The organism is Sphingomonas sp. SKA58, from assembly GCF_000153545.1.
In the GTDB taxonomy this organism is placed as follows: Bacteria; Pseudomonadota; Alphaproteobacteria; order Sphingomonadales; family Sphingomonadaceae; genus Sphingobium; species Sphingobium soli.
On record NZ_CH959308.1, the window covers coordinates 416,934 to 432,759 of the forward strand.

General features: G+C 62.5%; 16 protein-coding genes. 10 read left to right on the top strand and 6 right to left on the bottom strand.

The window, feature by feature from the left end; genetic code table 11:
* Positions 1-31: 31 nt before the first annotated feature.
* The 5 genes from SKA58_RS17090 to SKA58_RS17110 are packed head-to-tail and all read right to left on the bottom strand — an operon-like array spanning position 32 to position 6,316.
* Entirely contained in the window at positions 32-859 is an 828-nt protein-coding gene (locus SKA58_RS17090) for an SDR family NAD(P)-dependent oxidoreductase (protein WP_009823742.1), read from the bottom strand.
* On the bottom strand, positions 856-1,743 hold the full coding sequence (locus SKA58_RS17095) for a MaoC/PaaZ C-terminal domain-containing protein (RefSeq protein ID WP_232209474.1): 888 nt from the start codon (positions 1,741-1,743) through the stop codon (positions 856-858). Before SKA58_RS17095 ends, SKA58_RS17090 begins: the two co-directional genes overlap by 4 nt.
* 14 nt (positions 1,744-1,757) lie before the next feature.
* On the bottom strand, positions 1,758-2,915 hold the full coding sequence (locus tag SKA58_RS17100) for an acyl-CoA dehydrogenase family protein (RefSeq protein ID WP_009823744.1): 1,158 nt from the start codon (positions 2,913-2,915) through the stop codon (positions 1,758-1,760).
* Positions 2,912-5,080 (bottom strand): 3-hydroxyacyl-CoA dehydrogenase NAD-binding domain-containing protein, encoded by a 2,169-nt coding sequence (locus SKA58_RS17105; RefSeq protein ID WP_009823745.1) that lies wholly within the window; start codon positions 5,078-5,080, stop codon positions 2,912-2,914. Before SKA58_RS17105 ends, SKA58_RS17100 begins: the two co-directional genes overlap by 4 nt.
* A 33-nt stretch (positions 5,081-5,113) precedes the next feature.
* Complete coding sequence (locus SKA58_RS17110; RefSeq protein ID WP_009823746.1) at positions 5,114-6,316, bottom strand: acetyl-CoA C-acetyltransferase; 1,203 nt, start codon at positions 6,314-6,316, stop codon at positions 5,114-5,116.
* A 152-nt stretch (positions 6,317-6,468) separates the two neighbouring features.
* Between SKA58_RS17110 and SKA58_RS17115 the strand changes: the two genes are divergently transcribed.
* On the top strand, positions 6,469-8,139 hold the full coding sequence (locus tag SKA58_RS17115; RefSeq protein WP_009823747.1) for a class I adenylate-forming enzyme family protein: 1,671 nt from the start codon (positions 6,469-6,471) through the stop codon (positions 8,137-8,139).
* Positions 8,140-8,180: 41 nt separating this feature from the next.
* Positions 8,181-8,963, top strand: coding sequence for an SDR family NAD(P)-dependent oxidoreductase (locus SKA58_RS17120; protein ID WP_009823748.1), 783 nt, complete (start codon positions 8,181-8,183; stop codon positions 8,961-8,963).
* Positions 8,964-8,970: 7 nt separating this feature from the next.
* Here the strand turns inward: SKA58_RS17120 and SKA58_RS17125 are convergent, their stop codons facing one another.
* Positions 8,971-9,681, bottom strand: a complete 711-nt coding sequence (locus SKA58_RS17125) for a GntR family transcriptional regulator (RefSeq protein ID WP_232209475.1) — start codon at positions 9,679-9,681, stop codon at positions 8,971-8,973.
* Between the two features lie 128 nt (positions 9,682-9,809).
* Here SKA58_RS17125 and SKA58_RS17130 point away from each other — a divergent pair, with 128 nt between their 5' ends.
* The 8 genes from SKA58_RS17130 to SKA58_RS17165 all read left to right on the top strand — a co-directional run bounded on the left by SKA58_RS17130 (position 9,810) and on the right by SKA58_RS17165 (position 15,825).
* On the top strand, positions 9,810-10,661 hold the full coding sequence (locus SKA58_RS17130; protein WP_009823750.1) for a fumarylacetoacetate hydrolase family protein: 852 nt from the start codon (positions 9,810-9,812) through the stop codon (positions 10,659-10,661).
* Between the two features lie 52 nt (positions 10,662-10,713).
* Positions 10,714-11,670 carry a VOC family protein gene (locus tag SKA58_RS17135; RefSeq protein ID WP_009823751.1) on the top strand — a complete coding sequence of 319 codons (957 nt, stop codon included), beginning with the start codon at positions 10,714-10,716 and terminating at the stop codon, positions 11,668-11,670.
* A 5-nt stretch (positions 11,671-11,675) separates the two neighbouring features.
* Positions 11,676-12,416: an alpha/beta fold hydrolase gene (locus SKA58_RS17140; RefSeq protein ID WP_009823752.1), complete on the top strand. Its 741-nt coding sequence runs from the start codon at positions 11,676-11,678 to the stop codon at positions 12,414-12,416.
* Positions 12,413-13,189 carry an SDR family oxidoreductase gene (locus tag SKA58_RS17145; protein ID WP_009823753.1) on the top strand — a complete coding sequence of 259 codons (777 nt, stop codon included), beginning with the start codon at positions 12,413-12,415 and terminating at the stop codon, positions 13,187-13,189. The genes SKA58_RS17140 and SKA58_RS17145 overlap by 4 nt, the downstream gene beginning before the upstream one ends.
* 1 nt (position 13,190) lies before the next feature.
* The gene (locus SKA58_RS17150; protein WP_009823754.1) at positions 13,191-13,745 is read left to right on the top strand and encodes an NADPH-dependent FMN reductase; all 555 of its coding nucleotides are present in this window, start codon (positions 13,191-13,193) and stop codon (positions 13,743-13,745) included.
* A gap of 62 nt (positions 13,746-13,807) precedes the next feature.
* Positions 13,808-14,971, top strand: coding sequence for an acyl-CoA dehydrogenase family protein (locus tag SKA58_RS17155; protein WP_009823755.1), 1,164 nt, complete (start codon positions 13,808-13,810; stop codon positions 14,969-14,971).
* 9 nt (positions 14,972-14,980) lie between these two features.
* Entirely contained in the window at positions 14,981-15,439 is a 459-nt protein-coding gene (locus SKA58_RS17160) for a hypothetical protein (RefSeq protein WP_009823756.1), read from the top strand.
* Positions 15,436-15,825, top strand: coding sequence for a MaoC family dehydratase (locus SKA58_RS17165; protein WP_009823757.1), 390 nt, complete (start codon positions 15,436-15,438; stop codon positions 15,823-15,825). Before SKA58_RS17160 ends, SKA58_RS17165 begins: the two co-directional genes overlap by 4 nt.
* Position 15,826 lies beyond the last annotated feature (1 nt).

Genomic DNA, 15,826 nt, shown 5'->3' on the forward strand with positions numbered 1-15,826 from the left:
GGGCGGCCGCCAAGGCCCGCCCATCATATCGTCAGAGTTTCCAGCCCCCGCCCGCGACGATCACCTCGCCGGTGATATAATCGGCTTCGGGCAGGCATAGCAGGTAGACGGCGCCGGCGGCTTCCTCCGGCGTGCCGGCGCGGCCCAGCGGAATGCCCTTTTCCATGGCTTCCAATATTTCGTCGCTGACGCCGGCCTTGATGTCCCGACCCTTGACGCTGATGGTCGTGCTGCCCGCCTCGCCCGCGGTCATGCGCGTCATGATGGCGCCGAAAGCCACCGCGTTGACGGTGACATTATGTCGCCCCCATTCCTTCATCACCGTCTTGGTGAGACCGACGATCCCCGCCTTGCCCGCCGCATAGCCCGACTGACCGGCATTGCCGCCAAGACCTGCCACGGACGATATATTGATGACCGTCCGGCGTGTGGCCCGACCATGTTCGGCGGTCTCCTTCTTCGCCGCGGCGGCGATCACCGGTTGCGCGGCGCGCAATATACGGAAAGGGGCATTGAGATGAACATCGAGCATGGCCATCCACTGCTCGTCGCTCGTCTTTTGAAGAACCGAATCCCAAGCATAGCCCGCATTGTTCACGATGATGTCGATCGTGCCGAAATGCGCGACCGCCGCTCCCACAAATTTGTCGCCGAAATCGGCATCCGTCACGTCGCCCACGCACACCACGGCGCGGACGCCAAGGCTTTCGATTTCACTCGCCGTCGCATTTGCCACATCCTCGTCCAGGTCGTTCACCACGACATGGGCGCCGGCGCTTGCCAGTTTCAGTGCGATAGCCTTCCCTATGCCCCGTCCAGAGCCGGACACCAGTGCGACCTTGCCATCCAATATATTCACGTCAATACGTCCCGTTCTTCCTTGAAACCACCGATGCGGGCTTCGCCGCCATCAATAACGATGCTATTCCTGTCGGGCACGCTGGCCCGAAACCATACGGTGTCACCAGTGCGCCAGATTTCGGTCCGAACCGTTTCACCCGGCCAGACCGGCGCGGTAAAACGCACCCGCATGTCGGTCAACAAACCCGGATCGCCATCGCAGCACAGATGGATCAGCGCGCGACCGACCAGCCCCATGGTGGCGAGGCCATGCAGTATCGGCCGATCGAAGCCCGCCGCCTGCGCCGTGCCCCGGTCGATATGCAGGGGGTTACGGTCGCCGGTCAGGCGATAGAGCATCGACTGATTGGCGGCCGTCGGCAGGTCGAGACAGGCGCCTGCGGGCGCATCCGGCATGACAATCGGCGCAGGCCCATCAAGATTTGACGGCCCGCCAAAACCGCCCGCGCCTCGCAAGACCCACACTTCCTCCATTTCGGCGATCGGCCGGTCCGTCGGCGTGGTTATGACACGTTTTGCCCGCACGAGAGCGGACTTGCCTAAACCCTTGTCCGCGAGACCGATAATTTCGATCCGGCCGTTGACCAACTGGTCCAGTTCGAGCGGCCGAACCAGTTTCAGCGTCTGCTCGCCATGCAGGATGCGCGGCCAATCCCAGCCCAGTTCCGGCGCCATCGGCCAGAAGCCGGGTGTTCCCAGAACCAGCGCCATGGTCGGCAAAACGGCCTGATCGCGTTCGAAGACCAGATGCCGTTCATCGATCGCGCCCAGCCCGGCGCCGACACCCAGCGCGTAGAGAATAGCGGATCGCGGATCACAGACATCCTGCGCTTCCGGCACCCGGAAGCCGCGTAATTGTTCGACATCAAGCATTCGACTCATCCCCGGCTTTGCGGTCAGGACAGCTTGCGCTCGTCCAGGCCCAGTCCGCGACCGATGATTTCGCGCATGATTTCCGACGTTCCAGCGAAGATGCGGCTGATGCGGGCGTCGGTATACATGCGGCTGATGCGATATTCTTCCATATAGCCCGCCCCGCCATGAAGCTGGACGCATTCGTCCATCACCCGGCCTTCCAGTTCGCTGGTCAGCAGTTTGGCCGCCGACGCGTCTTCTGCGGTCAACTCGCCCGCGTTGAGCAGCATCACGCACTGGTCGACATAGGTCTGAAGCGCGTCCAGTTCGGCCCGCATCGAAGCCATCTTGAACCGCGTATTCTGGAACGCGCCAATCGGCTTTCCGAAGGCCCGGCGTTCCTTCACATAGTCGAGCGTGATGTCGAATGCGGTCTGCGCCGTCGCCATGAAGCCGATGGCCGCGACCAGCCGCTCCTGCGCCAGGAAGCGGGCGAGATATTTGAAGCCTTGGGCCGGATCGCCCAGTACATTCCCCTTGGGCACCCTGACATCGTTGAAGAAGAGCTCGGCCGTGTCCTGCGCCTTAAGCCCCATCTTCGCCAGCTTGCGCCCCCGTTCGAACCCTTCCATGCCGCGTTCGACGACCATAAGGCCCAGGCCGTGGCGGCTATTGGGGTCGGTCCGCGCGGCCACGACGACCAGATCGGCCAAAATGCCATTGGAAATATAGGTCTTGGCACCGTTCAACAGCCAATGGTCGCCCTTGTCCACCGCGCTGGTGCGCATACCCGCCAAGTCGCTGCCGGTGGACGGTTCCGTCATCGCGACGGCCAGAATCTTCTCGCCGCTGACGATGCCTGGCATCCAGCGGTCCTTCTGTTCGTCGGTGCCGAGCTTGGCGATATAGGGCGCGACCAGATCATTATGCAGATTGATGTAGAAGCCTATGTCGCCATGGCGCATATTCTCCTCGATGATGATCTGCTCGAAGCGGAAATCGTCGATCCCCGCCCCGCCATATTTCTCGTCCGCCCAGGTGCACAGCAAGCCCTGCTCGCCCGCCTTCAGGAACAGCTCACGGTCGACCATGCCCTGCTCGCGAAAACGTTCGGCGTGAGCGCCCACCTCCGTCGTCATGAACTTGACGACGGAGTCGCGGAACTGCTCATGCTCCTGCTCGAAAATCAGGCGCTTCATGCCGGCATCGGCTCCTTGACCCTGGTTTCGCTCGCGGGCGTGTAGAAATCCTCACCCTTTGCCGCCTTGTCGCGCAGCCATGCGGACGGCAGGAAGCGCGGGCCATAAAGCTGCGCGAGCCTATCGGATTCCTCAACGAACTTCTTAATGCCGATCGTGTCAATGTAGCTGATCGTCCCGCCGGTCCAGGCCGGGAAACCCCAGCCGTAGATCGCACCCAGATCGGCGTCCTGCGGAGTTTCCAGCACATTTTCCTCCAGGCAGCGGGCGGTTTCCATCGCCTGCGCATAGAGATAGCGCTTCTTCAGTTCCTCGACATCCCAGTCCTGCTTGACCGGGAAATGATCGGCCAGGCCCTTCCACAGATGCTTCTTGCCGCCTTCGGGATAATCATAGAACGCCCCGCCGGTCTTCCGGCCGGACCGGCCGATCTCGTCCTTCATCCGCCGCATGACGGCAGTGCCGGCGGGTGGCGTATATTTATCGCCTTCCTCGGCGATCGCCTGGTCGACAATCTTGAGCGGCAGGTCGAGCGTCAGTTCGTCCAGCAGCGCCAGCGGCCCGACCGGCATGCCGACGGCCTTGGCCGCGTTTTCGATCACCGCGGGGGGAACGCCCTCCGCCAGCATCGCCGCGCCTTCGTGGATCAGCATCTGGAACACGCGGCTGGTGTAGAAGCCACGGCTGTCGTTGACGACGATCGGCGTCTTGCGCAACTGCGCGATGAAGTCGAGGCCCTTGGCCAGCGTCTCCTTGCTGGTCTGCTTGCCCATGATGACCTCGACCAGCCCCATGCGGTCGACCGGCGAGAAGAAGTGCAGGCCGATGAACTGATCCGGGCTCCGCGACGCCTGGGCGAGCTGCGAGATCGGCAGGGTCGAGGTGTTGGACGCGAAAATGGCCTGTGCCGGCAGCACCGCTTCGGCCTTCTTCGTGGTTTCGGCCTTGATCGCCGTATCCTCGAACACCGCTTCGACCACCATGTCGCAGCCATCGAGCAGCGCGAAGTCGTCGGTCGGGGTGATGCGGGCGAGCACGGCGTCCGCCTTGTCCTGCGTCAGCTTGCCCTTTTCGACCAGCTTGCCCAGCACCTTGGCCGAATAGTCCTTGCCCTTCTGCGCGGTCGCGGTGTCGCGGTCGATGAGAACGACGTCGATACCCGCATTGGCGGACACGAACGCAATGCCCGCGCCCATCATGCCCGCGCCCAGCACACCCACTTTCTTCGCTTCAAACTTCGGGAAGCCTTCGGGACGACGCGCGCCCTTTTCGGCCGCCTGCTTCGAAATGAAGGTGGTGCGGATGATGTTGCGCGCCACCGGATCGGTCAGCAGCTTGGCGAAATATTTCCCCTCCACCGCCAGCGCCTTGTCAAAGGGCAACTGCAAGCCGTGGAACACCGAGTTTAGAATCGCGGCCGGCGCGGGTTGATTATAACCCCCCTTGGCCAGGCCACCTGTATACATCATGTAGGCGGCCGAATCCTCAGGAACGGTTAGGCCCTTCTTCTGCGGCGGCGTCCAACCCTTGACGTCCCAGGGCTTGACCGGGTCAGGCACGGTCGCAAGCCACGCCTTGGCCGCGTCGATCAGCTTGTCCGCCGGGACGACCTCGTCCACGTTCTTGAGCTTGAGCGCTTCCTGCGGCCCCACCGAGCGGCCCGACAGCAGCAGGTCTAGCGCGATCTTCATTCCCGCGATGATGCCCAACCGCACCGTGCCGCCCGATCCGGGCAGCAGACCGACATTGACTTCGGGCAAACCGACCTGCGCCTTGGCATCATCCACCAGGATGCGCCGGTGGCAAGCCAGCGCCAACTCGAAACCGCCGCCCAGCGCCAGGCCGTTAATCGCCGCCACCCAGGGCTTGCCGGATTGTTCGATGGCGCGGTGCATGTCGGTGGCGCGCTTCGAAAAAGCATAGGCTTCCTGCGGCGTCAGCGTGCCGAACCCATTCACCAACTGCTTGAGGTCCGCACCGGCCATGAACGTCTTCTTGGCCGACGTCAGGATGACGCCCTTGATGCTTTCGTCCGCGACAATCTGCTTCGTCGCCGCTTCCATGTCGGCGATGAAAGCATCGTTGACGACGTTCATCGAGCCTTCGGCATCGAGGGTCAGGATCGCGAAGCCGTCCTCGGCTTTTTCCAGTCGCATAGTCTTCATGGGATGTCCCGCTCTATAGTTCGGTAGGCGCGTTCAAACGCGCTCGATGATGGCAGCCGTGCCCAGGCCGTTGGCCGCGCACAAGGTGATGAGGCCGGTTTCCGCGTTGCGCCGCTCCAGTTCGTCCAGCACGGTGCCCAGGATCATCGCGCCGGTCGCGCCAAGCGGATGACCCATCGCGATCGCCCCGCCATTGACGTTGATCTTGTCGTCGGGAACGTTCAGCTCCCGCTGGAAGCGCATCACCACGCTGGCGAAGGCTTCGTTCAGTTCCCAGAGATCAATGTCCTTCTCGGTCATGCCGGCCGCCTTGAGCGCCTTGCGCGACACCGCCGCCGGCGCCGTCAGCATGATCGTCGGCTCAGACCCGATATTGGCATAGGACCGGATGCGACCGCGCGGCTTGAGGCCGGCCTTTTCCCCAAATTCCTTCGACCCGACAAGAACCAGGCCGGCGCCATCGACGATACCGGAGCTATTGCCGCCATGATGGACATAGTTCAGCTCTTCAATTTCAGGATATTTGGCCTTCACCACTGCCTCGAACCCGGCCTTGCCGAACCCTTCGAACGCGGGCTTGAGCTTGGCGAGGCTTTCCAGCGTGGTGCCGGGCCGCATATGCTCATCATGATCTAGCACCACGTCGCCCAGCACATCCTTGATCGGCACGATCGAGTTTTTGAAATAGCCGTTTTCCCAGGCATGGGCGGCCTTGCGCTGGCTCTTGACGGCGAAATTGTCGACATCCTCGCGCGTGTAGCCGTCCAGGGTAGCGATCAGGTCGGCGCCGATGCCCTGCGGGGCGTAATAATTGCTGAAGGCGACCGACGGATCGGACGTCCAGGCGCCCGAGTCATACCCCATGACCGTGCGGCTCATCGACTCAACGCCCCCGCCGATGCCGGCCTGGATCATGCCCGAATGGACCTGCGCCGCGATCAGGCTGACAGCGTCCAGCCCGGTGGCGCAGAAGCGATGGATCTGCTGGCCTGCGACCGTCTGGGCATAGCCGGCCTGCAACACCGCCGCGCGCGCCAGCACGCCGCCCTGTTCACCGACGGGCTGGGCCATGCCGATGATCACATCGTCGAGCAGTCCAGTGTCGAGATCATTGCGGCTCTGCAGCGCCTTCAACAGCTGCGTCGCCATTTCGACAGAGGTGATCTCGTGCAGCGCGCCATCGGGGCGGCCCTTCCCGCGCGGCGTCCGGACATGATCGTAGACATAGGCTTCCATCGTGAATTCCCGCACAGTGATACAAAATCTCTGCCCTTGCTCTTGGACCCGGAAGGCAAAGCTGCACCTATCCAACGAAAGGCGCAGGCAGAGGCGATGGCTGCAATCTGATCATCATCGACAGCTGACCGGCATTTTAGGAGCGGACATCCGTGGTCACACAAGGCGAAGATTGCGCCCCATTCCGTATTTCTGCAACCACTCTGGGCGATCTGCTTCTCAAAGGGTGGGACAAGGCATCCGACAAGGAAGCATTGGTATTCCCGGGAGAACGCAAGACATATGACGATGTCGTACAGAGCGTCCTGAAGCGCGCGCGCGGCCTGAAGGCGCTGGGCATCGCGCGCGGCGACCATGTCGGCATCCTGTTGCCGTCCAGCATCGAATTTGTCGAGACCCTGTTCGCCAATGCGATGTGCGGCGCCGTGTCAGTGCTGATGAACGCACGGTACAAGGCGCCTGAAATGGCCTATGTCGCGCAAAATGCCGATCTGGCGGCGATCATCACCAATGATATGATCAGTGAGCATATCGATTTCGGTCGACGGCTGGTTGAGGCTTTCCCCGACCTGCCCGATGCCGCGGACTCCTCCTCACTCACGCTTGCGGGCGCGCCTCTGCTCAAGCGGATCGTGATGCTGGGTGGCCGTTCGGTCCCCGGTTTCGTCGATCAGGCAACCTTCGATGCGGCGGTGCAGGAAGTGGAGGAAGCAGAGATACATGCATCCCGTCTGACCGTCAGGGTCCGCGACACCGCGATGATCCTGTATACGTCAGGGACATCGGCCAACCCCAAAGGATGCCTGCTCAGCCATGAGGCCGTCACTCGAGAGGCATCGAATCTCGCTCGCTATCGCTGGTCCTTCCAGCCCGACGAGCGCGCCTGGTCGCCGCTGCCTTTATTCCATATCGCTGCGATGCTCTGCATGCTGGGCGCGATCGACGTGGGCGGCACCTTCATCGGCCAGCCGCATTTCGATGCCGGGGAGAGTCTGCGGCAGATCGAGGATGAACGGGTGACGATGATGTTCCTGCCCTTCGTCACTTTCCATCAGGCCATGATCACCCATCCCGACTGGGCCAAGACCGACATGTCGTCGGTGCGCCTGCAAAATAGCTGCTTCGCCTTCATGCCTGATCGCGTAGGCCAGGCCTATCGGGAGAAAGCCCCAAACATGCTCCAAGTGGGCACCATGGGCATGACCGAGGCGACCGGCATCGTCACCACGGGCGGCTATGCGATGGAACCGGAAATGGGCTTCAAGAAACTTGGTTTCCCCCTTGCGGGCATAGAGATGAAGATCGTCGATCCCGAAACCGGCGAGGAAAAGGGCGTGGACGAACGCGGCGAAATCCTCATTCGCGGCTACAATCTGTTCGACGGCTATTACAAGGACCCGCAGAAGACCGCAGAGGCGCTCGATGCCGATGGCTGGTATCATAGCGCCGATATCGGCTCGATCGACGAACATGGCCACGTCATGTTCCACGGCCGGTTTAAGGATATGCTGAAAGTGGGCGGGGAAAATGTCGCGGCGGCCGAGGTCGAAGCGGTGCTGGCCACCCATCCGGCGGTTCGTCTCGCGCAGGTCGTCGGGCTGCCGGACGAGCGGCTGGCGGAAATCCCCGCGGCCTACATCGAACGCGAAGGCGATGTGGAGGTCGAGGCGGAGGAGCTCATCGCCTATGCCCGGCAGCGCCTCGCTTCCTTCAAGGTTCCGCGGCATATCCGTTTCATCGACGAATGGCCGATGTCGGCATCGAAAATCCAGAAGTTCAAGCTGCGCGGCGCGTTGATGGACGAACTGGGCCTGAAGGACTGAAACACGGCGCATCGACGCCATGAAAGTGTAGGGAGAGTGACATGCGGGTGATCATCACGGGTGCTGCAAGCGGCATCGGCAGAGCCTGCGCCGAACTGCTGGCGGCCGGGTCGATGATTCCGGGTGAACATCGGATGCTGCTCGCGGATCGGGATGCCGCCAATCTGCAGGTGGTGGCCGATGCGGTCGGCCCCGCCGCCGCGACCTGCGTGGTCGATCTGGCCGAACCGGATTGCGGCGACCGGATTGTCGCGGCGGCGCTCGCGCATATGGATGGGATCGACGCCGTGATCAGCAATGCCGGCATCATCATGGGCGGCGCGCTGGTTGAACTGCCGATCAGCGATTTCGATCGCATCTTCGCCATCAACACCCGCTCGTCCTGGCTGCTCGGCAAGGCCGCCCATCCGCACCTGAAGGAGAGCAAGGGCGCCTTCGTCGCGACCGCGTCCATGTCGGCCACCCAGCCTACGCCCGCGCTTGGCTTTTATTCCTCCAGCAAGGCCGCCTTGTTGATGATGATACGCCAGCTCAGCATCGAATGGGGGCCGGACGGTATCCGATGCAATACGGTGTCGCCCGGCCCCACCTACACGCCGATGACCGCTGCGGGATATGAAGATCCGTCGCGGCGCGACCAGCGGGAAGCCAATATTCCCCTGCGCAAACTTGGCGTGGCCGAGGATGTCGCGCAGGCGATCCTGTTTCTGATCGGCCCTCATGCAAGCCACATCAGCGGTGTCGACCTGCTGGTCGATGGCGGTATGAGCAACATGCTGATGCCCGCCAGCGGCGGTGGCACCGGTCAGAACCGGCAGAGCTGATATGGGATCAGAGGGCCCGATCCGCGCCAGCCGCCCATTCGATATCGGTCCCGCCCCGCGCATTCTGCGGGTCGATCAGCAGCCGCGCCGTCGCCATCAAATGGTCCGTCAGCAGCGCCTCGGCGCGGTCGGCGTCCCGCGCGAGCGCCGCGTCGACGATCTGCGCATGTTCATGAACCAGATCCCGGTCGCCATGGGCCAAAGGCACGGTGAGATAGCGATAGCGTTCCGACTGGGCATAGAGCCAGTCGCGCATCTTGAGCAACCATGGACTGTCGCACGCGGCGACCAGGGCGTGATGGAAGGCCGCATGGGCGTCGGCATAATCCTCGTTCAGACGGGCCGCCTCTCGCGGGTCGCGGGTCGGGGTCTTGCCCAACTTATGGGCCGCGCTGACGATAGAGGCTTCCCAGTCCAGGCCTCCCTTCTCGATCGCGCGGCGGAGGCATTGCCCCTCAATATCGCTGCGGACCCTGACCAGATCGGTCAAATCGCCGATCGATATCGGCGTCACCCGAAATCCCCGCGCATCGTCCTGCGTCACGAAGCCCTCGGACGTAAGCCGCGACAGGGCTTCGCGCACCGCCCCGAGACTGAAGCCCTGCGTTTCCGTAATATCCTTGATGTTGATTTTCGCGCCCGGCACCAGCCGACAGGTCAGGAGATCGTCGCGCAATTGCCGGTAGGCGCGTTCGGTCAGGCTCAGCTTTTTGATCATCGCAACAACTATATCAGCTTCGCCACCCATGGCAATTCGACAGGATGTATTTTATAGCTTGAAATATATTTCATTCAATCCCATGCCTTCGGTTCAGTGGGTGGGACAGATTCTCAGGAGGTTTGCATATGCGGTTGGCCAAGGTAACGAAGAACGGCGCGGTCGGTCTGGCAGTGGACACGGGCGCGGGCGTCAAGGCGCTGTTCGGCGACGCTGCCCTCTATGATCTGGATGTGTTGATCGCCAGCGGCGGCAGCGCCCTGACGGATGCCGGCGCGAAAGTCAGCGCAGAGGGCGAGGAAGTGCAGGTTGAAGACCTCACTTTCCTGCCGCCCCTCGTCAAGGCGCCCAAGATCCTCTGCCTAGGTCTCAACTACAAGGATCACGCGGCTGAAGGCGGATTCACCGTGCCCGAATTCCCGACGATATTCGGCCGTTTCAATTCGAGCCTCATCGGCCATGGCGCACCGATCATCAAACCGCCCTGTTCCGATCAACTCGATTATGAGGCGGAAATGGTCGCGGTCGTCGGCAAGGGCGGCAAGGATATCAGCAAGGACGACGCGCTCTCGCATATCGTCGCCTATTCGGTGTTCAACGACGGTTCGATCCGCGACTATCAGCTCAAGACGCCGCAGTGGACGGTCGGCAAGAATTTCGACGATACCGGCGCCTTCGGTCCCTGGCTGGTAACGGCCGACGAGCTGCCTGCGGGCGGCGCCGGCCTCAAAATCGAAACCCGTCTCAACGGCCAGGTGGTGCAGAGCGCGAACACCTCCGACATGGTGTTCGATGTCGTGGACACGGTCGCCCTCCTCTCCACCTGCTTCACGCTGGAAGCGGGCGACGTTCTGGTCATGGGAACCCCGTCGGGCATCGGCCTTGCCCGCAAGCCTCCGCTGTTCATGAAGGATGGCGATGTGTGCGAAGTGGAAATCGAGAAGATCGGCCTGTTGGTGAACCCCATCAAGGCAGCATGATCGAAAGGCCGGGCGCCGTTCTGTCGGCGCCTGGCCAGCCAAGGAGGGAAGGATGAACCAAAACAGCCCGTCGGGACGCCGCGCCAATAGTTTGGGCGTCCATTCCATCGATCATTTCGCGGTCGAAGTGCCCAATCTGGAAGCCGCGCGGAAATTCTACACGCTCTTCGGGCTCGACGTCCGCGAGCGGGATGACACGCTGGAATTATATGCGGTCGGCAATCCGCATCGCTGGGCCGTGCTGAGCCAGGGCGGCGACGCCAAGCGGCTGCGCTATCTGAGCTTCGGCATCTATCCGGACGAAGCGGACGCCTTTGCCGCTCATCTCGACGGCTGCGGCATCACACGGATCGATCCGCCCGAAGGCGCGGAAGCCGACGGCATCTGGTTCGCAGGCTTCGATGGCCTGCCGATCAACGTCCGCGTCGCAGACAAGGCGACGCCATCGGAAAAGAGCCATTTCACTTTCGTCAGCGCGGCGCCGGGCCAATCCGGCGCGATCCCTAACAGCAAAGCGCCCAAGGTTCACCCCCGCCGCCTTTCGCATTTCGCGATCTTCGCGACCGACGTGAATGCCGCGATCGACTTCTATGAGAAGACGCTCGGCCTGCGCCTGTCCGACAAGAGCGAGCCGGCCGTCGCCTTCCTGCACGGCCCCCATGGCAGCGATCATCACCTGCTGGCCCTCGTCCTGTCCGATCGGCGAGGCATGCATCACAATAGCTGGGACGTCGGGTCGGTGATGGAAGTGGGCCTGGGCGGCGCGACCATGGCCCGGGCGGGCTATGGCCCCAACTGGGGCGTGGGCCAGCATGTGCTGGGCGCCAATTATTTCTATTATGTGCGTGATCCCTGGGGCAGTTTCAGCGAATATTCGGCCGATATCGACTTCATTCCGCATGATGTCGACTGGCCGGCCGCCAACCATGCACCGGAGGACAGCATGTTCCTGTGGGGACCCGATCCGTTCCCCGAATTCATCCAGAACACAGAACCGGCGGAGGCCTGATCGTCATGACCACATTCCTACTTCTCCATGGCGGCGGCATGGGCGGCTGGACCTGGAAATATGTCCGCGAAATTCTGGAGGCCGGAGGCCACAAGGTCTACACGCCGACCTTCACCGGCTTTGGCGAGCGCGAACATCTGATCGGCCGCGATGTGGGCAATGCGACTCATGTGCGCGACATCGTGAATGTCTTCAAATATGAGGATCTGCGCGACGTCGTGCTGGTCGCGCACAGCTATGCGGGCACGGTCGCGCCCGGCGTAATTGCCGAGGTGGGCGACCGCATCGCATCCATCATCTATCTTGACGCCATCGTGCCCCGTTCGGGGGAACGGATCGGGTCCCTCATGGGCTATGTCCCGGAAGACCAGCTCGCCGCGCTGGATGCGATGCTCGAAGCAGGCGAAGGCCCGGTAGGGTCGGGCGTGCATGAAATGCAGCGGGCGGCGGCCAAGGAGCATCCCCATCTCATGGACCCGGCGCGGGAGAAATGGCTGCTCGACAATTTGTCGGACCAGCCGATGAAGGCGACCGCCTGCGTCATCCCGGTAGGTGCGGAGGCGATCGACCGGCCCGTCGACTATATCGCGGCGGCCGTCACGGTGATGACGGCGATGCACGACCGGGCGCGCGAGCTGGGCTGGACCATCCATGACCATCCGGGCGATCACGCCCTGCTGGTGGGCGATCCAGAGGGAACGACCGACCTTATTCTGAAGATTTCCGGCGCGGGAGCTCCGGCATGAATGCGGCCGAGCTGTTCTCGGTACAGGACCGCGTCGCCGTCGTCACCGGCGGGTCGGCCGGCATCGGCCGCCATATCGCGACCGGCCTGGCCGCGGCGGGTGCCACCGTCTATATCTGTGCCCGCACGCAGGCCAAGGTGACGGCGGCCGCGGCGGAGATTTCCGCTACGACCGGCGGTCACTGCACCGGCATGGTCGCCGATCTGTCGACGCTCGCGGGGATCGAAACTCTGGTCGCGGCGGTGTCCACCCGGGAACAGGCCGTGCATGTCCTGGTGAACAACGCCGGGACCATGGCCGACGCGCCCATCGACGATTATGGCGAGGACGAATGGGATCCGGTCATCGACCTGAACCTGAAGGCCCCTTTCTTCACGCTTCGGAAATTTCTGCCCCTGCTCCGCGCGGGCGGCACGGCGGAGCGTCCCGCATCGATCATCAACATCGGGTCTGTCGGCGCGCTCAAGGTCGGGCCCAAGGAAAATTATGCCTATCAGGCGTCGAAGAGCGCAATCCACTGGATGGCGAAAGGCCTCGCCAAGCGGCTGGGCCGGGACAACATCACCGTTAACGTCATCGCACCCGGATTCTTCGAATCCGAGATGACCGTCATCACCTCCGACGAGATGCGCACGATGGTGGAATCGATGGTGCCCCGCGGCCGCGTCGGTACGCCGGAAGATCTGGCGGGCGCAGCCATCTATCTCGCCTCGCGCGCGGGCGCCTATGTCACCGGATCGGTCATCCCTGTCGAGGGAGGATTGTCGATCTGATATGACCCAACTTCATTTCGTCGCCATTGGCGGCACAATGCGCGCCTATTCCTCCACTGAGCGAGCGCTTCGCAAGGCGCTTGCCATCGCAGAGGAACGCGGCGCACGCACGACGCTGCTTGCCGGCGCGGACATCGACTTCCCGTCTTACGCGCCCGAAAATCCGGATCGTCCAGATGCGGCAAGACGCTATGTCGACATCCTGCGGTCGGCGGATGCCGTCATCATCGGCTCACCGGGTTACCACGGAGCGATCTCCGGCTTTGTGAAAAATGCGCTGGATTATGTCGAGGATATGAGCCGCGACGAGCGTTGCTATTTCGATGGTCTTCCCGTCGGCTGCGTGGCGACTGCGGCCGGCTGGCAGGCCGCGGTCGCCACGCTCCAGCAACTGCGGGTGATTACCCACGCGCTGCGGGGATGGCCGACGCCGCTGGGCATCGCCATCAACACCATCGGCGGCGAAGGCGACCCGATCGAAAACGCGCCTATCCCCGACCAGTTGGGGATGATGGTGGACCAATTGTTCAGTTTCTGCCGACGGCCTGCCCTATAGTTGGATAGGTTCGCAATGAATCTGCCGGGCGCTTAGTCGCAGTGCCACTAACGGGAACGACGATGGATTTTTCACTCACCGAGGAACAGCAGGCGTTCAGGGACATTGTCCGCCGCTGGGTCGATGCGGAAGCGCCCAAGGACTGGATGCGCGCGCTGGAAGCCGACGAAGAAAATTATCCCTATGCGCTCTGGGACAAGATCGCCGAGCAGGGATTTTTCGGGATCGGCATTCCAGAGGAATATGACGGCCTGGGCGGCGACGTCATGATGCAAATGATCTTCGCCCGCGAATTCGCGCGGACGGCCGGCGGCCTGCTGTGGGTTTGGGGCCTCACATCTTTCGGCGGGGCGAAGACGATCGGCGCGGTCGGCACGGAGGAGCAGAAGAATCGCTGGCTGCGCCCCATGGCGCAGGGCAAGCTGCGCGTCTCGCTGTCGATGACCGAACCCGACGGCGGCACCGACGTTTTGGGCGCGATGAAGACCCATGCCGAAAAGGTCGACGGCGGCTGGAAGATGAACGGCGCCAAGATGTGGACCACGGGGGCAAAGGCGGCCGACAGGCTGCTCGTCCTCGCCCGCACCGATAAAAATGCCGAGAAGAAGCATCATGGCCTCACCATGTTCTTCGTCGACGCCAAATCGCCCGGCATCACCGCCTCGCTCCTGCCCAAGCTGGGCATGCGCGCCATGGGATCGTGCGAGGTTCATTATGAGGATGTCTTCGTTCCCGACGAGGACGTACTGGGTGAGCCTGGACAGGCTTGGTATGCGATGTTGCCCACACTCAATAATGAGCGGATCATGGTGGGCGCGCAATGTCTGGGCGCGATCGACGGGGTGCTGGAAGACGCGCTGGAATATATGCTGCAACGCAAGGCGTTCGGCGGCATTATCGGCCGCTTCCAGATTTTGCAGCATTATGTCGCAGATATCGCGACATGGCAGAAGCTGACCGAGCTGTTGCTTTACAACGTCGCCTGGATGCAGAGCAACGGCATGCCGTGCGGAACCGAGGCCAATATGCTCAAGATGGTCGCCACGGAGAATGCCGTGAAGGCCGCGGACCTTGGCATCCAGATATTGGGCGGCATGGGCTATTCGGCGGAAACCGACATGCAGCGTTACTGGCGCGACCATCGCATCCTGCGGATGACGCCGATCAGCAACGAAATGGTGCGCAACACAATTGCCGAGAGCCTCGGCCTGCCGCGTTCTTTCTAAGGACAGACCATGAGCGATCTTGACGATCTCCCCCCTGCTCCCGACGCCGCCGGCACATCGCTCGATGGCGACAAGGTCTTCACCATCACGGCGGAAGAGAATGCCGCCCTGTGCCGGTCGACCGGCGTCGAACCAGCCACCGACGGTAGCGCTCATCCCATCTACTATTATATCGCCACCCAGGTCGCCATGGGCAAGACGGTGGCAGGCGTCTGCGAAGCGTGTGAATTCGATGTCGAGGATGGCCCGATGATGGGCAGCAGCGGCGTACGGCTCGATGCGCCGCTGAAGGTGGGCGAAAGCTACAAGGTAACAGGGGAGATACTCAGCCTGGTCCGCAAACGCAGCCGCAAGCTGGGCGTCATGGACGTGCTGACCTATCGCCTCCGCCTGCACCTGCTTGATGGAACGCAGGTGCTGGAAACCGATAATGTGTGGGTATTGCCCCGCAAGGAGTTCGCCGCATGAGCCAGGCCGTCGGAGACACGCTGCCGCCCTTCACGATCGAGAGCGTTAGCCCGCAAGCCATGAAGCAGTGGGCGGGGTTCCTCGCCGATCCCAATCCCATCCATCTCGATGTCGAGGTGGTGAAGGCCAAGGGTCTGGGTGACCGGGTCATCAACCAGGGTCCGATCAACGTCGCCTATATGATGAACATGCTGATGCGCGCCTTCCCGGGCGGGCGGATCAAATCGATGGATTCGCGCTTTCTGGACAATGTTTATGGCGGCGACCGAGCGGTGGTGACGGGCAGGATCGCGGCGATCGAAGGCGATACGGTGACCTGCGAATTCTCGCTGGATGTCGATGGCCGGGGCACGGTCAATTCGGGCACGGCGACGGTGGAAATTTAAA